Origin of the sequence: Oryzihumus leptocrescens (assembly GCF_006716205.1) — a bacterium.
Taxonomy (GTDB): domain Bacteria; phylum Actinomycetota; class Actinomycetes; order Actinomycetales; family Dermatophilaceae; genus Oryzihumus; species Oryzihumus leptocrescens.
In genome coordinates, this window is sequence record NZ_VFOQ01000001.1 from 1,531,322 (window position 1) to 1,547,677 (window position 16,356).

General features: G+C 66.3%; 16 protein-coding genes and 1 pseudogene. 7 read left to right on the forward strand and 10 right to left on the reverse strand.

Annotated elements, in window-relative coordinates; translation table 11 throughout:
- Positions 1-365: 365 nt before the first annotated feature.
- The gene (locus tag FB474_RS07245; RefSeq protein ID WP_185746077.1) at positions 366-701 is read right to left on the reverse strand and encodes a hypothetical protein; all 336 of its coding nucleotides are present in this window, start codon (positions 699-701) and stop codon (positions 366-368) included.
- A gap of 25 nt (positions 702-726) precedes the next feature.
- On the opposite strand from FB474_RS07245, the gene FB474_RS07250 reads away from it, so the two are divergent.
- From FB474_RS07250 to FB474_RS07260, 3 genes and pseudogenes are all read left to right on the forward strand, one after another.
- Positions 727-3,993, forward strand: coding sequence for a phage tail protein (locus FB474_RS07250; RefSeq protein ID WP_141788033.1), 3,267 nt, complete (start codon positions 727-729; stop codon positions 3,991-3,993).
- A 77-nt stretch (positions 3,994-4,070) separates the two neighbouring features.
- Positions 4,071-4,340: pseudogene (locus FB474_RS21145) on the forward strand (VOC family protein); the annotation flags it as partial.
- A gap of 155 nt (positions 4,341-4,495) precedes the next feature.
- Positions 4,496-4,756 (forward strand): hypothetical protein, encoded by a 261-nt coding sequence (locus tag FB474_RS07260; RefSeq protein WP_141788034.1) that lies wholly within the window; start codon positions 4,496-4,498, stop codon positions 4,754-4,756.
- 180 nt (positions 4,757-4,936) lie between these two features.
- On the opposite strand, the gene FB474_RS07265 is transcribed toward FB474_RS07260, so the two are convergent.
- From FB474_RS07265 to FB474_RS07275, 3 genes are all read right to left on the reverse strand, one after another.
- Positions 4,937-6,115, reverse strand: a complete 1,179-nt coding sequence (locus FB474_RS07265; RefSeq protein WP_185746079.1) for a glycosyltransferase 87 family protein — start codon at positions 6,113-6,115, stop codon at positions 4,937-4,939.
- Positions 6,116-6,222: 107 nt separating this feature from the next.
- Positions 6,223-6,579, reverse strand: coding sequence for a hypothetical protein (locus FB474_RS07270; RefSeq protein ID WP_141788036.1), 357 nt, complete (start codon positions 6,577-6,579; stop codon positions 6,223-6,225).
- A gap of 670 nt (positions 6,580-7,249) precedes the next feature.
- Complete coding sequence (locus FB474_RS07275; RefSeq protein WP_141788037.1) at positions 7,250-7,639, reverse strand: hypothetical protein; 390 nt, start codon at positions 7,637-7,639, stop codon at positions 7,250-7,252.
- A 573-nt stretch (positions 7,640-8,212) separates the two neighbouring features.
- Between FB474_RS07275 and FB474_RS07280 the strand changes: the two genes are divergently transcribed.
- A complete protein-coding gene (locus tag FB474_RS07280; RefSeq protein ID WP_141788038.1) occupies positions 8,213-8,407 on the forward strand; it encodes a hypothetical protein in 195 nt (64 codons plus the stop codon).
- A gap of 103 nt (positions 8,408-8,510) precedes the next feature.
- Here FB474_RS07280 and FB474_RS07285 read toward each other — a convergent pair whose 3' ends face one another.
- Positions 8,511-8,819 carry a hypothetical protein gene (locus FB474_RS07285; RefSeq protein WP_141788039.1) on the reverse strand — a complete coding sequence of 103 codons (309 nt, stop codon included), beginning with the start codon at positions 8,817-8,819 and terminating at the stop codon, positions 8,511-8,513.
- A gap of 392 nt (positions 8,820-9,211) precedes the next feature.
- Complete coding sequence (locus tag FB474_RS20705) at positions 9,212-9,682, reverse strand: hypothetical protein (protein WP_185746080.1); 471 nt, start codon at positions 9,680-9,682, stop codon at positions 9,212-9,214.
- A 301-nt stretch (positions 9,683-9,983) separates the two neighbouring features.
- Here FB474_RS20705 and FB474_RS20710 point away from each other — a divergent pair, with 301 nt between their 5' ends.
- Positions 9,984-10,466: a PH domain-containing protein gene (locus FB474_RS20710; RefSeq protein ID WP_185746081.1), complete on the forward strand. Its 483-nt coding sequence runs from the start codon at positions 9,984-9,986 to the stop codon at positions 10,464-10,466.
- Positions 10,467-10,728: 262 nt separating this feature from the next.
- Here FB474_RS20710 and FB474_RS07300 read toward each other — a convergent pair whose 3' ends face one another.
- Complete coding sequence (locus tag FB474_RS07300; RefSeq protein ID WP_141788042.1) at positions 10,729-11,175, reverse strand: SRPBCC family protein; 447 nt, start codon at positions 11,173-11,175, stop codon at positions 10,729-10,731.
- A gap of 343 nt (positions 11,176-11,518) precedes the next feature.
- Here FB474_RS07300 and FB474_RS07305 point away from each other — a divergent pair, with 343 nt between their 5' ends.
- Complete coding sequence (locus tag FB474_RS07305) at positions 11,519-12,049, forward strand: hypothetical protein (protein ID WP_141788043.1); 531 nt, start codon at positions 11,519-11,521, stop codon at positions 12,047-12,049.
- Positions 12,050-12,473: 424 nt separating this feature from the next.
- On the opposite strand, the gene FB474_RS07310 is transcribed toward FB474_RS07305, so the two are convergent.
- Complete coding sequence (locus tag FB474_RS07310) at positions 12,474-12,800, reverse strand: hypothetical protein (protein WP_141788044.1); 327 nt, start codon at positions 12,798-12,800, stop codon at positions 12,474-12,476.
- A 567-nt stretch (positions 12,801-13,367) separates the two neighbouring features.
- Positions 13,368-14,534, reverse strand: coding sequence for a trypsin-like serine protease (locus tag FB474_RS07315; RefSeq protein WP_141788045.1), 1,167 nt, complete (start codon positions 14,532-14,534; stop codon positions 13,368-13,370).
- Between the two features lie 614 nt (positions 14,535-15,148).
- Between FB474_RS07315 and FB474_RS21480 the strand changes: the two genes are divergently transcribed.
- Positions 15,149-16,087: a class I SAM-dependent methyltransferase gene (locus tag FB474_RS21480; RefSeq protein ID WP_425465313.1), complete on the forward strand. Its 939-nt coding sequence runs from the start codon at positions 15,149-15,151 to the stop codon at positions 16,085-16,087.
- Here FB474_RS21480 and FB474_RS20715 read toward each other — a convergent pair.
- Positions 16,023-16,250 (reverse strand): hypothetical protein, encoded by a 228-nt coding sequence (locus tag FB474_RS20715; protein ID WP_185746242.1) that lies wholly within the window; start codon positions 16,248-16,250, stop codon positions 16,023-16,025. The genes FB474_RS21480 and FB474_RS20715 overlap by 65 nt on opposite strands.
- Positions 16,251-16,356: the final 106 nt, after the last annotated feature.

The window sequence follows — 16,356 nt, forward strand, 5'->3', positions numbered from 1 at the left end:
TGTGCCAGAGGAAGCGCGACCGCCGCTGCAGGATGAGCGATCGTGGCCAACCCTGCAGAAAGCAAAGACCCAACGATGACGTGGGTAATAGCAAGTCGAAGTTTCATCTGTTCCCCCCAGCACTAGATGAACTGCCGAACCGGCACATGAAAGGTAGGGGGAGCTCGTCGGACCAAGGTGCCTACTTGGCTGACTCTTGAACCTCCTCTCAGGCTTCGGCCGGACATTCACGGTCAAATCGACGGACTCGCGGCCGGCGCCATCACGGTTGGAACGGGCTTCGGCATGACCAGCGTGCGGCAAGCCAGGTCATTCGCGGCGGAATGACGCACCAATTGCGGCATGAGCGAGTGTCGCAAGGAGGCTCAGTCGTCATCAGCGGGCAGGCTCACAAAGCCGTCGGTCCAGTTGTCCTGATCAAGCGTGTAGGGGTCGGGCATGAAGCAGTCCGGCTCGTCCCGGAAACCCTCACGACTGCGCGCCCGACCGATGGCCGCCGCCACGGACTGCTCGTCGCTGTAGACGCCGATGACCTTGACATTATCGAACTCTTCATCGATGAGCAGTTCCCCGCCGGCTTCCCTGTGAGTCGGTTCGAAAGGCCGTCGCGTCCTCCCTGGGTGGGTGTACGGTTTCGGCCGGCCGTGGGCGGACGCTTCGGTCTGATCAGGGGGTCTTGGGGTGGCTGCAACACCGAACACTCGTCTGCGCTGTGCGCTGGTGCGCTTGATCGCTCCCCTTCTGGTGGCGGCGCCGGTTCTCGCAGCCGGCCCGGCCGCGATGGCCTTGTCGCCGGACCCGTCGGTCCAGGCGGGGCAGCAGCTGCCGATCTATCCCGCGCCCGCTCCCGGATACCTGCCTCTGGACGTCGGCGCGCCGGGGTACGTCGCCTTCAACCTCTACCAGCGGGACGAGTACGACGACCCGCAGACGGTCATCCACCGATCCGACGACGGGTCGATCGCGCGGACAGTGACGTGGGCACAAGGGCTCCAGGCGCCGTATCTGGCCGAGGGTGGGTTGGTCCAGAAGACTCCGTCCCCGGACCAGTCGGGCGCCACCCGTGTCACCGTGACCGGGATCGAGACAGGCCAGACCGAGTGGACGGTGGACGTGCCGTCCAGCGAAACCCTTGTCGGGGCGGGGGCGACGTGGGTGCTCAGTCGAGTCGGTCGCTACGACTCCGGGCACGCGGTTCTCCGCCGTCCGGGCCAGAACCCGCTGGACGTGACCGGGCTGGTCTTGGGCAACATGGACTACTCCGTCGTCGAGCGTGCCGGCACCCTGTTGATCACCGACTACTCGGACCGGATCTGGACGATCGACCTGTCAACGGGCACCCTCCACGCGATCCCCGGCAGCGCGATCCCGCACGAGCACGTGGTGATGACGGCGCAACGGGTCTACTGGATCGACACGGGCAATGGTGCGTCCGCGCACGTCTACTGGACTGACCTCGACGGGACCGACCCCGGCGAAGCCACCGTCCCCGACACCGCAGACACCCGCGGCTGGATCGGCTACGGCGACGGCCTTGCGGTCCTTGAGTACGAGCCCGGCGACGGGCTCTACCGGGCGCATCTGGAGCCGATCGATTTGTCCACCGGGTCGCGGGAGCAGGCCGTTGCAGCGAATGTGGGGTACGCCGGCTCGGTGAGCGACGGCAGCGTCGCCATGTACCTGGGTGACACGACTACGGGACGTGTGGCCACGGTCGGCCCCGGCCAGCCACTACATGAGGTCACCGAGTTGCCGGTGGTCGGGCGCCAGGTCACTGCGCTCGGCTTCAGCGGTGACCGGGTCGTGGCCGGGTTCGGTGACCCTTACAGCCCGGGCGACGGGCCCGTCCTGACGACCCCCGCGGATGGCTCGGGTGCCTGGCAGGACGCCTTGGCGGACGGGGATGCCCCGCTGCCGGGCTCCCTGACGGCGGCTCAGGGGAACGTCGTGTTGACCCAGAGCGGCAGCAACACCGCCGGGAACGTCACAGCCAGCTGGCCCGGCGGTCATCGGGATCTGGGCGTGAGATGCTGTGCCCTGTTGGCGCGAGGTGGGCAGGTCCTCAGCAGCGAGGTTGACCTCCACAACGTCGGGTTTGAGGACGTCCGCACCGGCGCCCGGCTTGCAACGGCCAGTTCGGACGCGCCGTATGCCGTCGACGGTCGCACCTTGTGGGTGGGACCCAATGCGCAAGGCGACCTGGTCGCGACCGAGCTCGGAGGCTCCGAGCCGCCGCGGGCGGTGCACACAGGCTTGCCGACGTGCCCCCACCCGACGCAGCAGTTCCCCTACGTGAGCCTGCAGGTCGCCGGACGCTTCGCCCTGGTGCGATGCGGCGACCAGTTCACTGCCATCGACACCCAGGGCGTGCTGGCCCCGCAGGTCTTGCCGTGGAGTCCGGTCTGGGGCGCAGGGATCCCGCAGCTCGGCAACGGTTTCGCGGCCTGGTTCCACCAGACCACTGACGCCTCCGGGACCACGTACGTCGTTGCCCAGGTCCAGAACCTGGGCCCCGGGGGTGGCAGCCGGCTCTACGGCCCGCTGCACGGCAACTACGCACAGCCGCAACCGATGCTGGCCGTCAACGACGATGGCAGCCCCCGACTCGCCTATGTCGACACCACCGAACAGGCACGCGTCGTCACGCTTGACTGGCTCACGACGGCACCCACCGCCTGGCACGACGCCACGGCACCGAACCTGACCTCACTCGGCGGCAGCCCGCGCGTCGGTGGCACGAGCGTCTCGGTCAGCTGGTCCTACACCGACCGGACCGACGTCGCCGGTGAGCTGCCCAGCCAGGTCGCCTCCTACGACGTGCGCTACCAGCAGGGGCCGATCGGAGGGGCTTACGGAGTCTGGACCCTGCCCGCGCAACTGCAGGGCACCACGGATACAACTGCAGAGCTGACGACCACGCCCGGCCAGGACGCCTGCATCTCCGTGCGGGCGCGAGATCATTCAGGCAACGTCAGCGACTGGTCGGCGAGTCGGTGTTCGGCAGCTGACCCCGGGGCGCCGGTCCTCCAGTCGACTGGAGGCACTCCGCGGGTCAATGGCGCCCGCGAGGTGAGCTTCTCCTGGTCCTTCGTGGACCCCTCCGCCGGGGGTGGACTACCCGGCGCGGGCCTGGCCTCCTACGACGTCCGCTACCAAGACGTGGGAACGACCGGTGCTCCCTTCGGTCCGTGGGTCTACCCGCCGGTCTGGGACCACACACCCAGCAGCATTGCCACCCTGCAGCCCCTGTACCCAGGGCAGGGCGCCTGCTTCCAGGTTCGTGCCCGTGACAAGGCCGGCAACCTCACCTCCTGGTCGCACAGCCGCTGCTCCGCGGTCGACGGCACGAGCCCGACCGTGACCGTGGCGAGCGCTGGACCGCTGATCATCGGCCGGACCAGCGCGACGTCGGCGGCCTTCGTGTACCGGGGAAGCGACAACACCGCGGTTGCGAACTACGACGTCGGCTACCGGTACGCCCCACCCGGGGGCACCTTGGGTGCACTTCAACGCCCGGCAGCCTGGCAGGCCACGACGAGCGCCGTGCAGCACGTCACCGTCCCGGCCGGTGGCGAGGTTTGCTACACCGTTCGGGCCCGCGACCGGGTCGGCCTGGTGTCACCGTGGGCCGGCTACCGCTGCGCCACCGTGCCGTATGACGATCGGGCCCTGGCGGGCGCGGGAGTCAGCCGGACAAGCAGCGCTCTGGCGCTCAGCGGCACGGTCTCCCGGCTCAACAGTGCCGGGGCCACTTTGCGTGCCTACCACCAAAGCGGTGCCGGCGTAGCCATCGTCGTCCTGCGCGGTCCGCGCCAAGGCGTCCTCGACCTTTATGTCGGCACGCGTCGGGTATCGCAGATTGGCCTGTCCTCCGCGAGCTGGCACCGGGAAGTCGTCCACGTGCCCACCGCCGCGTTTGCCAACACCACCATCACGCTGCGTTCGGTCAGCGGGGCGGCCTCGCTAGTTGATGCCCTGGGCACAACGCGCTGAGGGTCGCGCACCTGCCGACCCACCTGAGTGGTTCGGCGTGCGGTCCGCGGTTACAACCGCGGGTTGAACTCGCGTTCCGCATCCTCGGCCGTGACACGGTCAGTGGAGAGTGGGCCGACACAGCCGTGGGCCTCAACGGCAACCACGCCAAGATCGCCGTGCTCTAGACGCCAGACGGCATCGGTCGTCTCGAGCTCTTCGAGTACATCCACCCCGACGCAATAGAGACGGAACCCACCCGCCCTAACGAGATCGGCATGCACCGCGTCGCCTTCTCGGTCGACGACATCGACGAGGCCCTCGAGGTCGCCGCGAGGCACAGCTGCTACCCCCTGAAGCACCGCGGCCGAGCGAACGTCCGCGCATCGGCAGATCCAGAAAATCGCCGGTGCGCCGACTGGCGGCGGAATGACGCAAGCCATTGCTACTGATCGAACGAGGGGATCACGGCCTGCCTGGCATAGCGCGTGCACGGCACAAAGGCACACGCCATGCTTCAGCCATGACCATGATCGCGAGCATCCACCTGCCCCCAGAAGCCGCGTCGGCGTACGTCCGAGTCGAGGTCGATGGGAAGACCGCCGGCTACTTGCGGGCCAACATGTATGACCTGATATTCAAGGACGAGGCCGCTTTTCGCAGCGCCATGCAGGTCCCGGGGGCTCAGGAGGAGGCACACTCCAAGCCGGGGCGATGGGTCGTTCGCCTGCGCGGCGAGCACGCACTCGCGGCGCTGTACCGACACTTGGCCGTCCGCGAGTGATTGCTCACTTCCGCATGTCCTGATCGCACTTGGGATCGTCCCGACTTCGGGGGAACCGCGTTACGTGATCGTCTGGCCCGGTCCGATGCGCTTGTCGGCGGACGTGTAGGGGGCCCAAACGCGGACGTTCTGGTCGTTTGTCTACGCAACGCACGTCAGTAGTTCATCAACGGGACCTAACTATAGGCCAACGTGCAGTTCACTCATCCGTCCCGCGGCACCTTCTGGCGTTGTAGTCTCATGGCCATAATCGGCAGGGCGACGGCCAGGACCCTCCTCAAGAGGCTGCCGCGGCCGCAAAGGAAGTAGCGCGGCAATCACAACCTCGATGAGCGCTCGACCGTTCTGCCATAGCCATGTGAGTCCAACCGCGCCGTACCCGGGCAGCTGTGACGGTGACAGCAACATCAGGACCAGCGTCACGGCACCCCCGGAGCGCACCAATCGGCCGGTCTGAGTAAGCATTGCGACGCCTGCGAGTACGGTCCAGACCTGGTGATGACTCCACGACACCGGTGAAACGAGTAACCCGGCACAACCAATGACGCATGTGGCCAGGACTCTGCTCTCCAAGGCGATCACACGTGCCCGGTAGAACGACAAGATTGCGATGCAGATGGACAGGGCGACCCAGAGCGCATGGAGTGTGGCGGGTTCCGTGGCGCCACTTCGCAGGAGAACGCCCTGCAAGGATTGGTTTCCCCCCAAACTAAGGTCTCCAATTCGCCCGATCACTGCCACGTCATGAAGCCAGTACCGCTCCGATACGGCCGGCCAGAGCACTGCGGCCACGACCGACGAGCCGACGAACGCTGTCATCGCCACCGCAGCCTCACGCCACCGGCGGCAGAACAGCAGCCAAGCGATGAAGATCAGCGGCGTGAGTTTTACCGCCGCCGCCACCCCGATGAGGAGGCCCGAGAGCTTCCCCGGCACACGCCGGAACAGATCCACCGCGCACAGCAAGACGATCAGGATGCTCACCTGCCCGAAGCGCAAATTGCTTTGAAGCGGTGCGCTCCACAACAGCACGAGAGTTACCAGCGGAACCCCCACGGACAGGCGCAGAGCCGACCGGAGAGCTCGCATCGTCACCCATGCGAGGAGACCAGTCAGGATGAATGTCACTACTGTCCACACCAGCTCCGCCTGCGGCAGATCCAACAGCATCAGTGGCAGGAACAGGAGCAGAGCCGCAGGGGGATACGTGAACGGGTCTCCGTTACTGGCCTGGAAGTCGTAAGGGTTCCGGCCCTCGCGTAAGAAGTTCAAACTGCCCGTATAGACATGTAAGTCCTCAAAGCGCAGAGCCTCCGGTCGTCCATAGAGCGAGGCCAGGGCATGCACCGAATAGACCACCACTACAGTCCACGCCGCGACCGGAAGCCACCAGCGGCCCCACCAAGACTGCTGCCCCCGAATCGACCCGGCGCCCGGCGCAGAAGTCAAGGCACGCAGAACTGGCATCACGAACGTTCCCCCTCCAACGTCTGTTCGGCCAAGACGGCCGTACGAAGTTGAGCTCCGTTCGCGCGAAGCCACGACGCGGCCAGGCGATGTCGGGCGGCTGCGATGACTTCGCGGAGGCGCGTAGCTTCGCCGCAGTCGGCTGCCGCTGCGGCCACTTTGAACTCGAAAGACTCGGCCCGCTGGAACTCCTGGGGATCGTACCGGTCGATGGTGACGAGCCGGGGAGCCGCCGCGCCAGGCGGGTCATCCTTGACCACCTTCTTACCAATCGCCTTCAGCGGCGCCTGTCCAGTGACCCAGCCGACCAGCTCGTGATAGCTGCGGCCACCAAGGTCGTACCCGTGACCTGCCATGCAGGATGACCACGCCTGGGCAGCCCCCTTGACCTCTGCTGTGGCGTCAACCCGCGCGCTAACGGACCTGAAATCCTGCTGGGCCGCCCTCGGCAATGTGTAAACAGCGTTTCGGAGGGGGTCATATTTCACATACCCGCCCGCGTAGCAGCCACTCGTGGCAGAGGTAGGAACTACCGCTCCACCCTGGATCATGAACGAGCCATACAGATTTGAGAGGAAGCGCTGTCGCGCTTTCCCGGGCAGTCTTCCCGCGATTTGTTCATAAGTTGGGACGGAGGTGGCCCCCTGCTCTGCGAACGAAATATTCTCCTCGGTCATGTCCGCGTAGATTCCGAGGCCATACGCTGTGGCCCAGGGCTTCGTTGGCGGTCCGGATCGATCATCGAACTCGACTGACCTGTCGAGGGTCGGCACGGCAGGCGCGGGAATCGACCATCCGTAGGCCCGCATACAGGCAGACGTCTCACGTTGGGCGCTGTAATCGCGGCGGTGAATCTCCTGCAGGAGCTCTGGCTCAAACAGCACCCGCTCGGCAACTTTCGCCTGTTTCGCGGAAAGAGCCTGGCCGCCTCCGCAGCCGGCCAGGGAGGCAGCGAGGAGGCAAGCAGTGCCAACCAAGGTGATGGAGCGACTCCTCGCTCCGACGGGGAGTCGCTCCACCGTGGCCTCAGTTCAGGAAGTGGAACTTGCCCTGCGTGCTGCTGGGCGAAGACTTCCACTGGAGCTGGTAGCTACCGCCGAACTGAGTGCGGTAGATGAAGCCGCTGTAGTCACCGGGAGCCCAGGTGTGGTCGGCGGTTGCGGCCCCGCCGAGCACCATCCGGGCCGTGATTCCGCTGGGCTGGTAGAACGAGCAGCCCGAGCCCGTGTAGTACCAACCGATGTCCTCGGTCTGCGAGGTGTTCCGCGTGGCGCCCGAGGCGTAGCTCGTGGACGAGCTGTTGGCGGAAGTCGTGCCGCAGATGTCCGCCTGGCCGGCCTGCGCGGGAAGCGCCGCAACGCCTCCTAGGAGCAGCGCCGACGCACCGCCAATAAGAAGCTTTCGCATCAACTGCATAGTTTTTCCTCTTCAGTGACGGCATGCGAAGGAGAAGGCTTTCTCGTTCATCATGCTTACCCCCGCGATCAAAGGTGAGGATCCTCCCGTTGACCGCGCGCCGAACAATAGGGAGCGGCAACTTCGGGCGCAAGGGCAAGGAAACAGGCAGCCCTCCGAAGTACGCCTGAGAGAGGTCACAGGCGCATACCTGCTCTCGCCTCCAATCGTCAACTACTTAGAAGAACCTTGAACGATCCGGCATCCGCTCATGAAAAATCGAGGGAGAATTTGCATGGGAAAACGGTCGACTAGCACAACGGCCTTTCGTTTTGGGGTTTGCGTGTTGCATATACACGCAACTTCACCACGCAGGCTGCGTCCAGCCGACCGAAACGCTTGCCCCACCGAGACGGCTACCGGCGCACCGGTCGCGCCCATCCGGCCGTTCTTGCCGAAGGGCACCATGCGGTAGGAGCGCGTCCCCGTCGGCAGCTTGACGACGAGACGGAAGTTCCCAAGGTCCGTGGTCGAGATGACAGGGGACGGCGCTCTTCAGACGCCGGCGACGTAGGCGGTCAGGAAGTGGACGCCGTGTCGGTCGAGGTTGCCTCGGGCACGGTCGTCGTGCTCGGTGGTGCGTGGGTCGGCGTGGCGGGCCTGGATCTGCGCGTCGCGCAGAGGGACGCCGGCGTCCAGCGCGTTGGTGATCGCGGCGTGCCGCAGGGAGTGCGGCTGATGTGTCGCGGGATGCCGGCGGCCTTCGCGATCCGGGCGACCATGCGGTAGGCGTCACGCCGGTCGATCGGCCTGCCGGAGCCCGGTCGCAGCACCAGCGGCCCACAGGTCCGCTCGCCGCGGCAGACCTCCAGGACGCGCAGCACCGGGACGGTCAGCGGCATGGGGCCGGCTTGTTGCCCTTGCCCACCAGGTGCAGCACCCTGTAGCCGCGCAAGGTGTCGGCGTAGTCCTCGATCCGCACGGCCGCCGCCTCCGAGGCGCGCAGGGCGTTGATGCCCAACAGGTAGGCCAGGGCGCCATGGTGGACGGTGAGGGTCTGGGCGACCTGGAGGAACCGGATCAGCTCGAGCCGGTCCAGGCCTTGGGTGCGAGACTCGTCCCGGTGGATCTTGGGCAGCCGGGCATAGACGGCGGGGTCGGAGCCGATGAGGCCGTCGATGTGGGCGAAGCGAATGTACAAACTCGACGTGGGCTCGCTGGATCCCCACCAGCGGGTCGAGCCCGCTTCCCTCGCACCAAGCGAACCACTGCCGCAGCTGGTAGGCGTACAGGGCGTGGGTGCGCCCCTCGTAGCGCGCCAAGTAGGACACCGCCGCGAGCTGGGCAGTCGACATCGTCGCGGGCTGGAACGGCAGAAGGGTTGTCGGACTGGACATGGGGGTTACCTCACGCGGCGACCTGACAACGGCCCAGACCCCGCACGCCGCCAACGCGCCCAGGCAACTGAACCGCGTCGACGCTAGCCCGGTTCGGCTCGGCGGCCGCGTCTGCAGGCGGCGGAATGACGCACAGCACGACCACGCCGTCAGCGGCAGATGAGAGCGTCTCCGGCGCGGTCGCAAGCCCCACGCGTCAGGCTTCGATGGCCGGTAGTTCAACGACCTTCTCGACCAGGCGCCGACCTCGCAGCAACGCCTTCAGACGCCGCAACGCCCAGGAGACAGCGACTCCTTCAAGCCGGTTCGGCCCCGCCGGGTCGACTTCCAACCGAGAGGCCACCGCGACGCCACCGGCGATCCGCAAGGTAACTCGGGTGGGACCTCGCGTGGCAGCGACCGCAAGATCGATGCGTCCCTGGAGTGCTTCGCCGCGGTCGTCGTCTGCGTAGGCGTACTCCGTATCTGTGTGTCCTTCGAAGATGACGTTGTACACCTCGGCGCCCGCGTGGACCTGCACTACAGCCACTCGCGACGGGTCCGCGGCGAGCCGAACCTCGGCAGTCAGGTCGCTTCCCGGCCCACCACCTGAGAGCACCGTCCACGTATGGCTTGGATGCCTGGCCATCAGCTCTGGCGCCACCTTGGCCAGCTCCGCCGTATCCACGACGAGAGTCAAGCATCACCGAACGCTATTCGCTGCCCACGGGCCATCGAACCCGCCGCGTTGCGATGCGCCCGACCGTTGCACGTCCGGCTATCGCAACTCGTCGATCAAGCGCCCGGGCCGCACTGCGGAAAGGATTCATCGCATCATGCATGCCGGTGATGTCCTCCGTCGACTGACACGCGGCCGTTCGCCAGATCATGCGCGGCACCCCTGGCGAGCCGGTTGGCCAACGCCGTTGATCGGCCGACGAAGGCGAGCCTGCGTTGGCTCAAGTTCCCGGACTGTCAGCATCATCGGCATGACCCACTACGCAAACGGCTCAGGATCGTCATTGCCTCGGTCCTGGGGTCCTGCCCCGGCAACTCGAGGCCTGCTGTGGCTGGTCCTCATCGTCTGTGCCGGCGCGGTGGTGCTGTTCATGCTGTGGGGGCTGGTATTGCCGCCGCCCGATGGTGACCGCCTAGGCAGCCTCGCGATGGCCGGCATGCCCGCTTTTTGTGCGTTGCTGACCTGGCGCTTTGGGCTTCATCCCCTCGTGACCGCCACAGTCGAAGGGATCACGGTGAGGAATCCGCTCGGCACAAGGCGGCTGGTGTGGTCCGAAATCCGAGCGATACGTGCGGGGTACAGCGGTTTGGAGATCCACCGCACCGACGGCGGGGTCACTACTGCGTGGGCGGTGCAGCAAACCAACCTGTCCGGCTGGTTGCGGCGGCGAACGAGGGCCCAAGGGGTGGCGGCAGAACTCACGCGCTTGTTCGAGCTGCATGGCGCTGGGTAGGTGCGCCAGCCCTAGGTGAGTTCCGAAGGCACCTAGGCGGGCGCCCATCACTTGTCGGAGAGCTGTCGCGCATCCGTCGGAGGACACATGCTTGCCGGCGATGCCCTTCGCCTAATGATGTGGGGTGCCGGAAGGACGAATCGCGGCGTGCGTGGCCTCGGGGTTGTCAGGAAACGCGCGGCGGAATGACGCGCTCAATACGCCTAGGATGAGGACATCCGCCCGGCCCGAACAGGACGTCCGCCGGGCCGCGTCATGAGGCCTAGGCGCCCGCGCTCTCGAGGATCTCCTTGAGCCTCGCCAGGTCCTTGCGGTTAGCGCGCCGGACGGCTCTCGCCATGAAGGGCGCGACCAGATGGGAGAACCCCGACGGCTTCCCGCGGTTCCGTAGCCTCATGCGGGTGGCAGCATCGCCGATCGGCTCCCACTCGTAGGTCGTCTCCATCGGGAACGGCCCCTGTGCGGTCCGCATGACGAGCCGCTCGCCCGGCGTCAGCTCGACGAGTTCGTAGGTGTAGGCGAGCCGTCGGCCGAGGAAGTGCGCGACGAAGTCCATCTGCGATCCGACGGCGAACGGCGGAGGTGTGCGCCACTCGACGGAGCGGATGTTCGCGTACCACTCGGGCGCGTTGGTGGGGTCGCCGGCATAGGCCGCGACCGCGTCACGCGGACGGCTGATCACGACATCGGTGAGAACGTCTACGGGCATGCGCTCACTCTTTCAGCCGACGTCAGTCGCTGCCCTACGGCTGCCGGTGTTCCCGTCGCAGGTCACGAGCCTTGGCGTTCGCAGAATGTCCGCGACAAGGCGCGGTCGGCGTCCCGATCGCTGAACAAGATGATGTGGCTTGCGGTGATCGCAAGATCAGAAGACCCTACGCGGCGGAATGACGCACTAACCGCGGCATTCGAGGGCGGTTCCGGCGCCCCGGGGAGTTGTGCATGCAAGACTCTGGCCCGTGCTCAGGCCGTGGAACGTTATCGATTGGGACGAACCCAGACCGTCTCTGAGCTCGTTGATCGACTCCTGGCCAGCTGTGAGTTGGTCGCCAATGCCGATCGAGTCGCCCTCACTCGACGAATACCTGGCAGAGGTCCGCAGGACGCACGTGAACGGCGGCGTCCTCATCGGGCGGTGGCGAGCCGAGCATTACAGCGACGTGACTGCGTGGTTCGCAGCCCGAAATCGCCTCGAGGAGTACGAGATGCACCGCTTGCTATTCGACGCTCAGTCAGTCCGCTCTGGGTTGGAGGAGCTACAGATTCCCGCGGACCTTGCGCGAGTCCCCGGCAGCCTGTCCGAGATTCCGGGCGGTGCATTGATGCTGGACGGCATGCTGGCCCGCGTGATCGTAAGCGGCGGCGCGTATCACCAGTTCGAAGGCTCAGCAGCGGAGGCAAAGGAGCTTGCAGCGCGCGTCGTCGACGAACTCATCGGCCGTCGCTATGAAGACATTCGAGTCGACGAAACCTTCGAACCTTGGACACCGTGGTTCTTCGACATCGCGTGGGACTGCACGCTGGTTCTCACCGACTACGCGCGGGCTGAGATGACGGTCCTCTGCATCACGGACACGGACTGAGCGACGCCCGCACATCGGCGGATCCGGAAGGCGGCCTTGCCCAGGTCGCCGGCTCGCGGCGGAAAGACGCACTCACGCATCGCGGCATGATCGTGCGGGTTTCGAGGGGGCTAGGGCAGGTGCTTGCCGAGCCAGCGCAGGGGTCGCCCAAACACGGGGTGCCGGTGCCAGTTGCGGTCGCGCACCCGACGGCGAAGCCGCCGGAACCTGCCGCGCATGTCTGCGAGCAGTCCCGCCTTGTCGCGGTCCTCGATCTCCCATGCCTCCTTCGCCGCCCACCGGGCACACGGGCGGCACATCGCCACCTCGGGATGGTTGCCGAGGGGCACCATGCGATCCGGGTCGTCGATCGACCCGCAGCACCAGCACTGCCCCGGCGGCGGGTCTGGGCGACCCTGCCTCGCGATCAGAGGGGTGCCCACGGTCAGACTCTGGCCGCGCGGGCCGCTTGTACCTTCAGGGCTTTGCGAAGGTCTCGCAGCCCCGGGACGTTACGCAGACCGTCCGCTGTTGAGTACACGCGGCAGGTCATCGAGCCACCCGTCGTCCCGCTCTCGAACAGGTCCACGCCGTCCACGAGGAAGGACGGGGAGCCAGCAAACCGGCGGGCTCTGGCTGTCTCCTCCGTTTCGATGATGCGCACCTTGAACGGGGTCTGCGCCAGACCGATGTCATCGAGCGCCGTTCGGAGCAACTCCGACGCCTCTTCAGTCCCCGGGCATTCCGGGATCACGAGTAGTTCGACATCCATACTTGCATCATGACTCGCGCTGTCAAACGGCTGGCTAGCGGGGACGACTCTCGGCAGATCCGTAAAGAATGTGGTGCCCGACTGGCGGCGGAATGACGCAACGCCCAAGCTCAGGGGCGCATACGCGCCTGGCGGCGCCGGCGGCGGGCGGCCGCGTGAGCGCGCTCGGGTGGGCGCTATGGCTTTTCTAGGCAGGGCCCAGGAGGGGCACATCCGACGACGGTGCGAGAACCCAGCGGTGCGCTGAGCGTCACGCTGGTGGAGCGCAACGCTTCGGCTGCGATGCAGTTGCTCCCGGCGCCATTCGACACTTCCGTGATCACGACGCTGACCGACTTGGGAAACTCGCTCACGGAGGCACCGGCGAATCTCGCGCACGGCGAGCCGCCCCAGTTGATCTTCAGTGTGTGCGGGTCCACGAGCGTGGCTCGCCGCCAGGGGACCGGAGTTGCTCGAGGCGGTGAGGACGGCGCTTGTCCGACCTGCTGGCCGGCGTGCTGAGAGCCGCAAGCCCCCAGCACGCCGACGGTCAACAGGACTGCGAACAGACGTCCAAGGGCACGTTGGTCAGCCAACATCCATCCTCGACAGGTCGTAGTACCGGGAGACCCCGTACATCGTCGACATGATACCGACGGCATGTCCGCACGCCGGTTCCGTTGAGCCGGTCCACTGTCGCCCGGAGACCAGACCCTTCGCGGTCGCGCCTGAAAACACGGGGCCGCCGCTGTCGCCGTGGCAGTAGTCCTGGCTCACGATCAGCATGCCGGAGAAGCACGCGTCGCTCACTGCATTCGGGTCGGAGTAGCAGATGGTCGCGCCGGTCTGGGTCACCGTGCCGCAGCTGTAGCCGGATGTCTCGCCCAGTTTGCACTCCTGCTCACCTACGACGTAGGGGCCGAGATCGTTGGCGGTGATCGCCTGGTTGTTCGTCAGCCGGTTGGTCGGCGTTGGCGGGTTGACGTCCGCGAGGCCGCTGCCGACGAACACTTCCTCCACGTCCGCGGCGCACGGCCCGCTACACGAGTTGAACTCTCGGGAGGTGACGTTGCCGTCGTGGTTGCTCGGCGTTTGAACAGCCGATGACCCATCGAAGCAGTGTCCGGCGGTCAGGAACGACATCTGCGAGTTGTAGAACGGGGCGCTGGTCGGGTTCTCGTAGAAGTTGAACGCCGCGGTACACGCCCATTGGGCGTCTTGGATGTAACTGCCGCCGGGGTTGGTCGAGGCGAACCCGACATGCTTTTCCACGACCCGAACTGCGTCGCCGTACTTCCTGGCGACCTGCTGGCTGATCTCGGGGGTCAGGTTGGCCACGCCGTACTCGACCACGTTTCCGGGAACGTCCACGGCGGCGCTGACGAAGTGTCCCTCGCCGCTGGAGGGGCCGCGGTCTGCGTACAGTTGCGTGACTACCTGCTGCAGCTGATCCAGAGAACGGGCCCGGGAGACCACCTGAACGGGAACGTTCGGATACTTCCGGTGGACCGCAGCCGCGTGCTCAGCCACGCGGCCGGTGTACGCCGCGACGACCTGCCCCGAACCGCCGGATGTGACCCACGTGCCGGCGAACTCTGCCCGCCCCAGGCCGTCCCCGTGCGCAGTGAGGTCTCGTGCCGTATCGGCCAGCGGCCGTGAGCTGGGTGCAGCTGCCGCGGAAGGCGCAGCCACGTAGAAAGCCGTCGAGAGTAAAGCGATCATGGCCAGCAGCCATCGACCGAAGGAAACGCGCAATGTCCCACCCCTAGAGCCATCCCCCGACTCCTAGTGCGTCGAAGTAGACCCCGGGTCTGCGCCTGCGGCAACTCGAACCGCAGGAACGGGTGAGCGCAGCAGCTGCCTCAGCACTACACGCGCTGAGGCAGGTTCGCGTTCGGGACCGTCCCTCAGGCTGCTCTGGCGCCGAGGGGGCAGGAGCCCGGCCCGAAGGTCGCCTGAGCGCCAGTGCTTGCGGCACAGCACCTGGTAGCGAACCTCGCCAATCGTGTCGCCCACGAGGACCTGCGCTCCGTCGCGGACGATGACGCCGTTGACCACGCGCGTGTTCTGTCGTCCAGGCTGGCCGTCGACTTGTAGTAGTTGAACGCCTCGTTGCCGCTGTCGTACTCGATGCCGGTCTGCCCGAAGTGGGTGGTGGCCTGTTCCCCACACACCGCGCTTCCCTCCGCCCCGCGTGAGGTGGGCTTGAAGCCGCCGCTGAACCAACCTCCAGGTGACCTGGTGCGTCTTGAGCAGGTCACCGATGTTGCGCCCGGTCAGTACTGCAGCAGGAACGGCGCCACTCAGGAACGCCCATCACTCGATTGACCAACGTGCCGGGTCAGTACACATAGGTGGACGGCACCGGCATGGATGAACCGCGGCACCCCGAGCTCCTCGGCATAGGCGCGTTCCCAGCGGAACAGCATGGAGTCGTACAGGTCGGTGCGCGCCTAAACGGCCGCGTGCTCGAAGTCGGAGCGGGCACGGGACGTGCGACATTGCCTCTTGTGAGGGGCGGAGCCAGGGTCGAGGTCGTCGAGCCGTCCAAGGACATGTTGCGCATCCTCGCCAGTCGCCTCGAACCAGAAGGGCTCAGAAGCCAGTGCGATCTGCGGCAGGCGACATTCGAGAACGTTGATTCGGCCCAGACGTATGACCTGATCATCGCCGCTAAGTCGTTTCATTGGGCGGACCCAGCCACACGCTGGCCTCGCTTTACGTCGCTTCACCGTACCGATGGACGGGCTTACCTCTCCTGGAACGGTTGGCACCTCGCCCCGCGGGCGCACGACGTCGACGCGGTCCGAGCTCTGTACACCGACTGCGGCCACGGGCTCCAGCCAGACCTGGAGGATCATCGGGCGGACGTCAGTTGGGCAGAGTCCGAAATCGAAGCAGAACCAGCCCTCGGACTCGTAGATGCCCGAACCTACGAGTGGCCCTGGCGCCTGCCGGTTGAGAACTTCCTCGCCCTCCTGATGACGACGTCGCAGTATTCGGTCACCGCCGCTGGCCTCTGCGAGCCGCTACTGGACTCGCTACGTGAACTCCTCGGCCACCAGGTCACCTCAACGGAACGACGCGCCTTCTGCAAGTCGCCGCCACCGACCCGCTCGCCAGCCCCTCAACGCGGTGGGGCAGACCCGTCCGCCGATGAGCGAGCGCATCGAACGAACGCCGCACCTCGGCAGTTCAGGACGTCATTCTTCGCGGCACGAGCCGATACCGCAGCGACTGCAGTCAGCCGCAGCGAAGGGCGCCGCCGTCGGGCACCAGCGGAAGCAGGGTCCGGGTCGTGTCAGTGACATCGAGCGTTGAGATCGCGGACGGCTCAACGAAGGCGACGAAGCGCGCGCTGTCCAGACCGCCGCGTTGTGGCGGGTGGTCAGCGGTGACGCGCACGCCCTCGGATGGTCGATCCTCACCCGGCAGTACGACATGACGCCGCTCGACAACGGCATGGGTCACTTCGTCTCCGACCCGTCACTCTTGGACGTGGCGAACGCCTACTTCTGCGCCTACGACTTCGTCGCCTACGGCTTCCACCGACTGGACGAGCTGGGACCTGACCCTG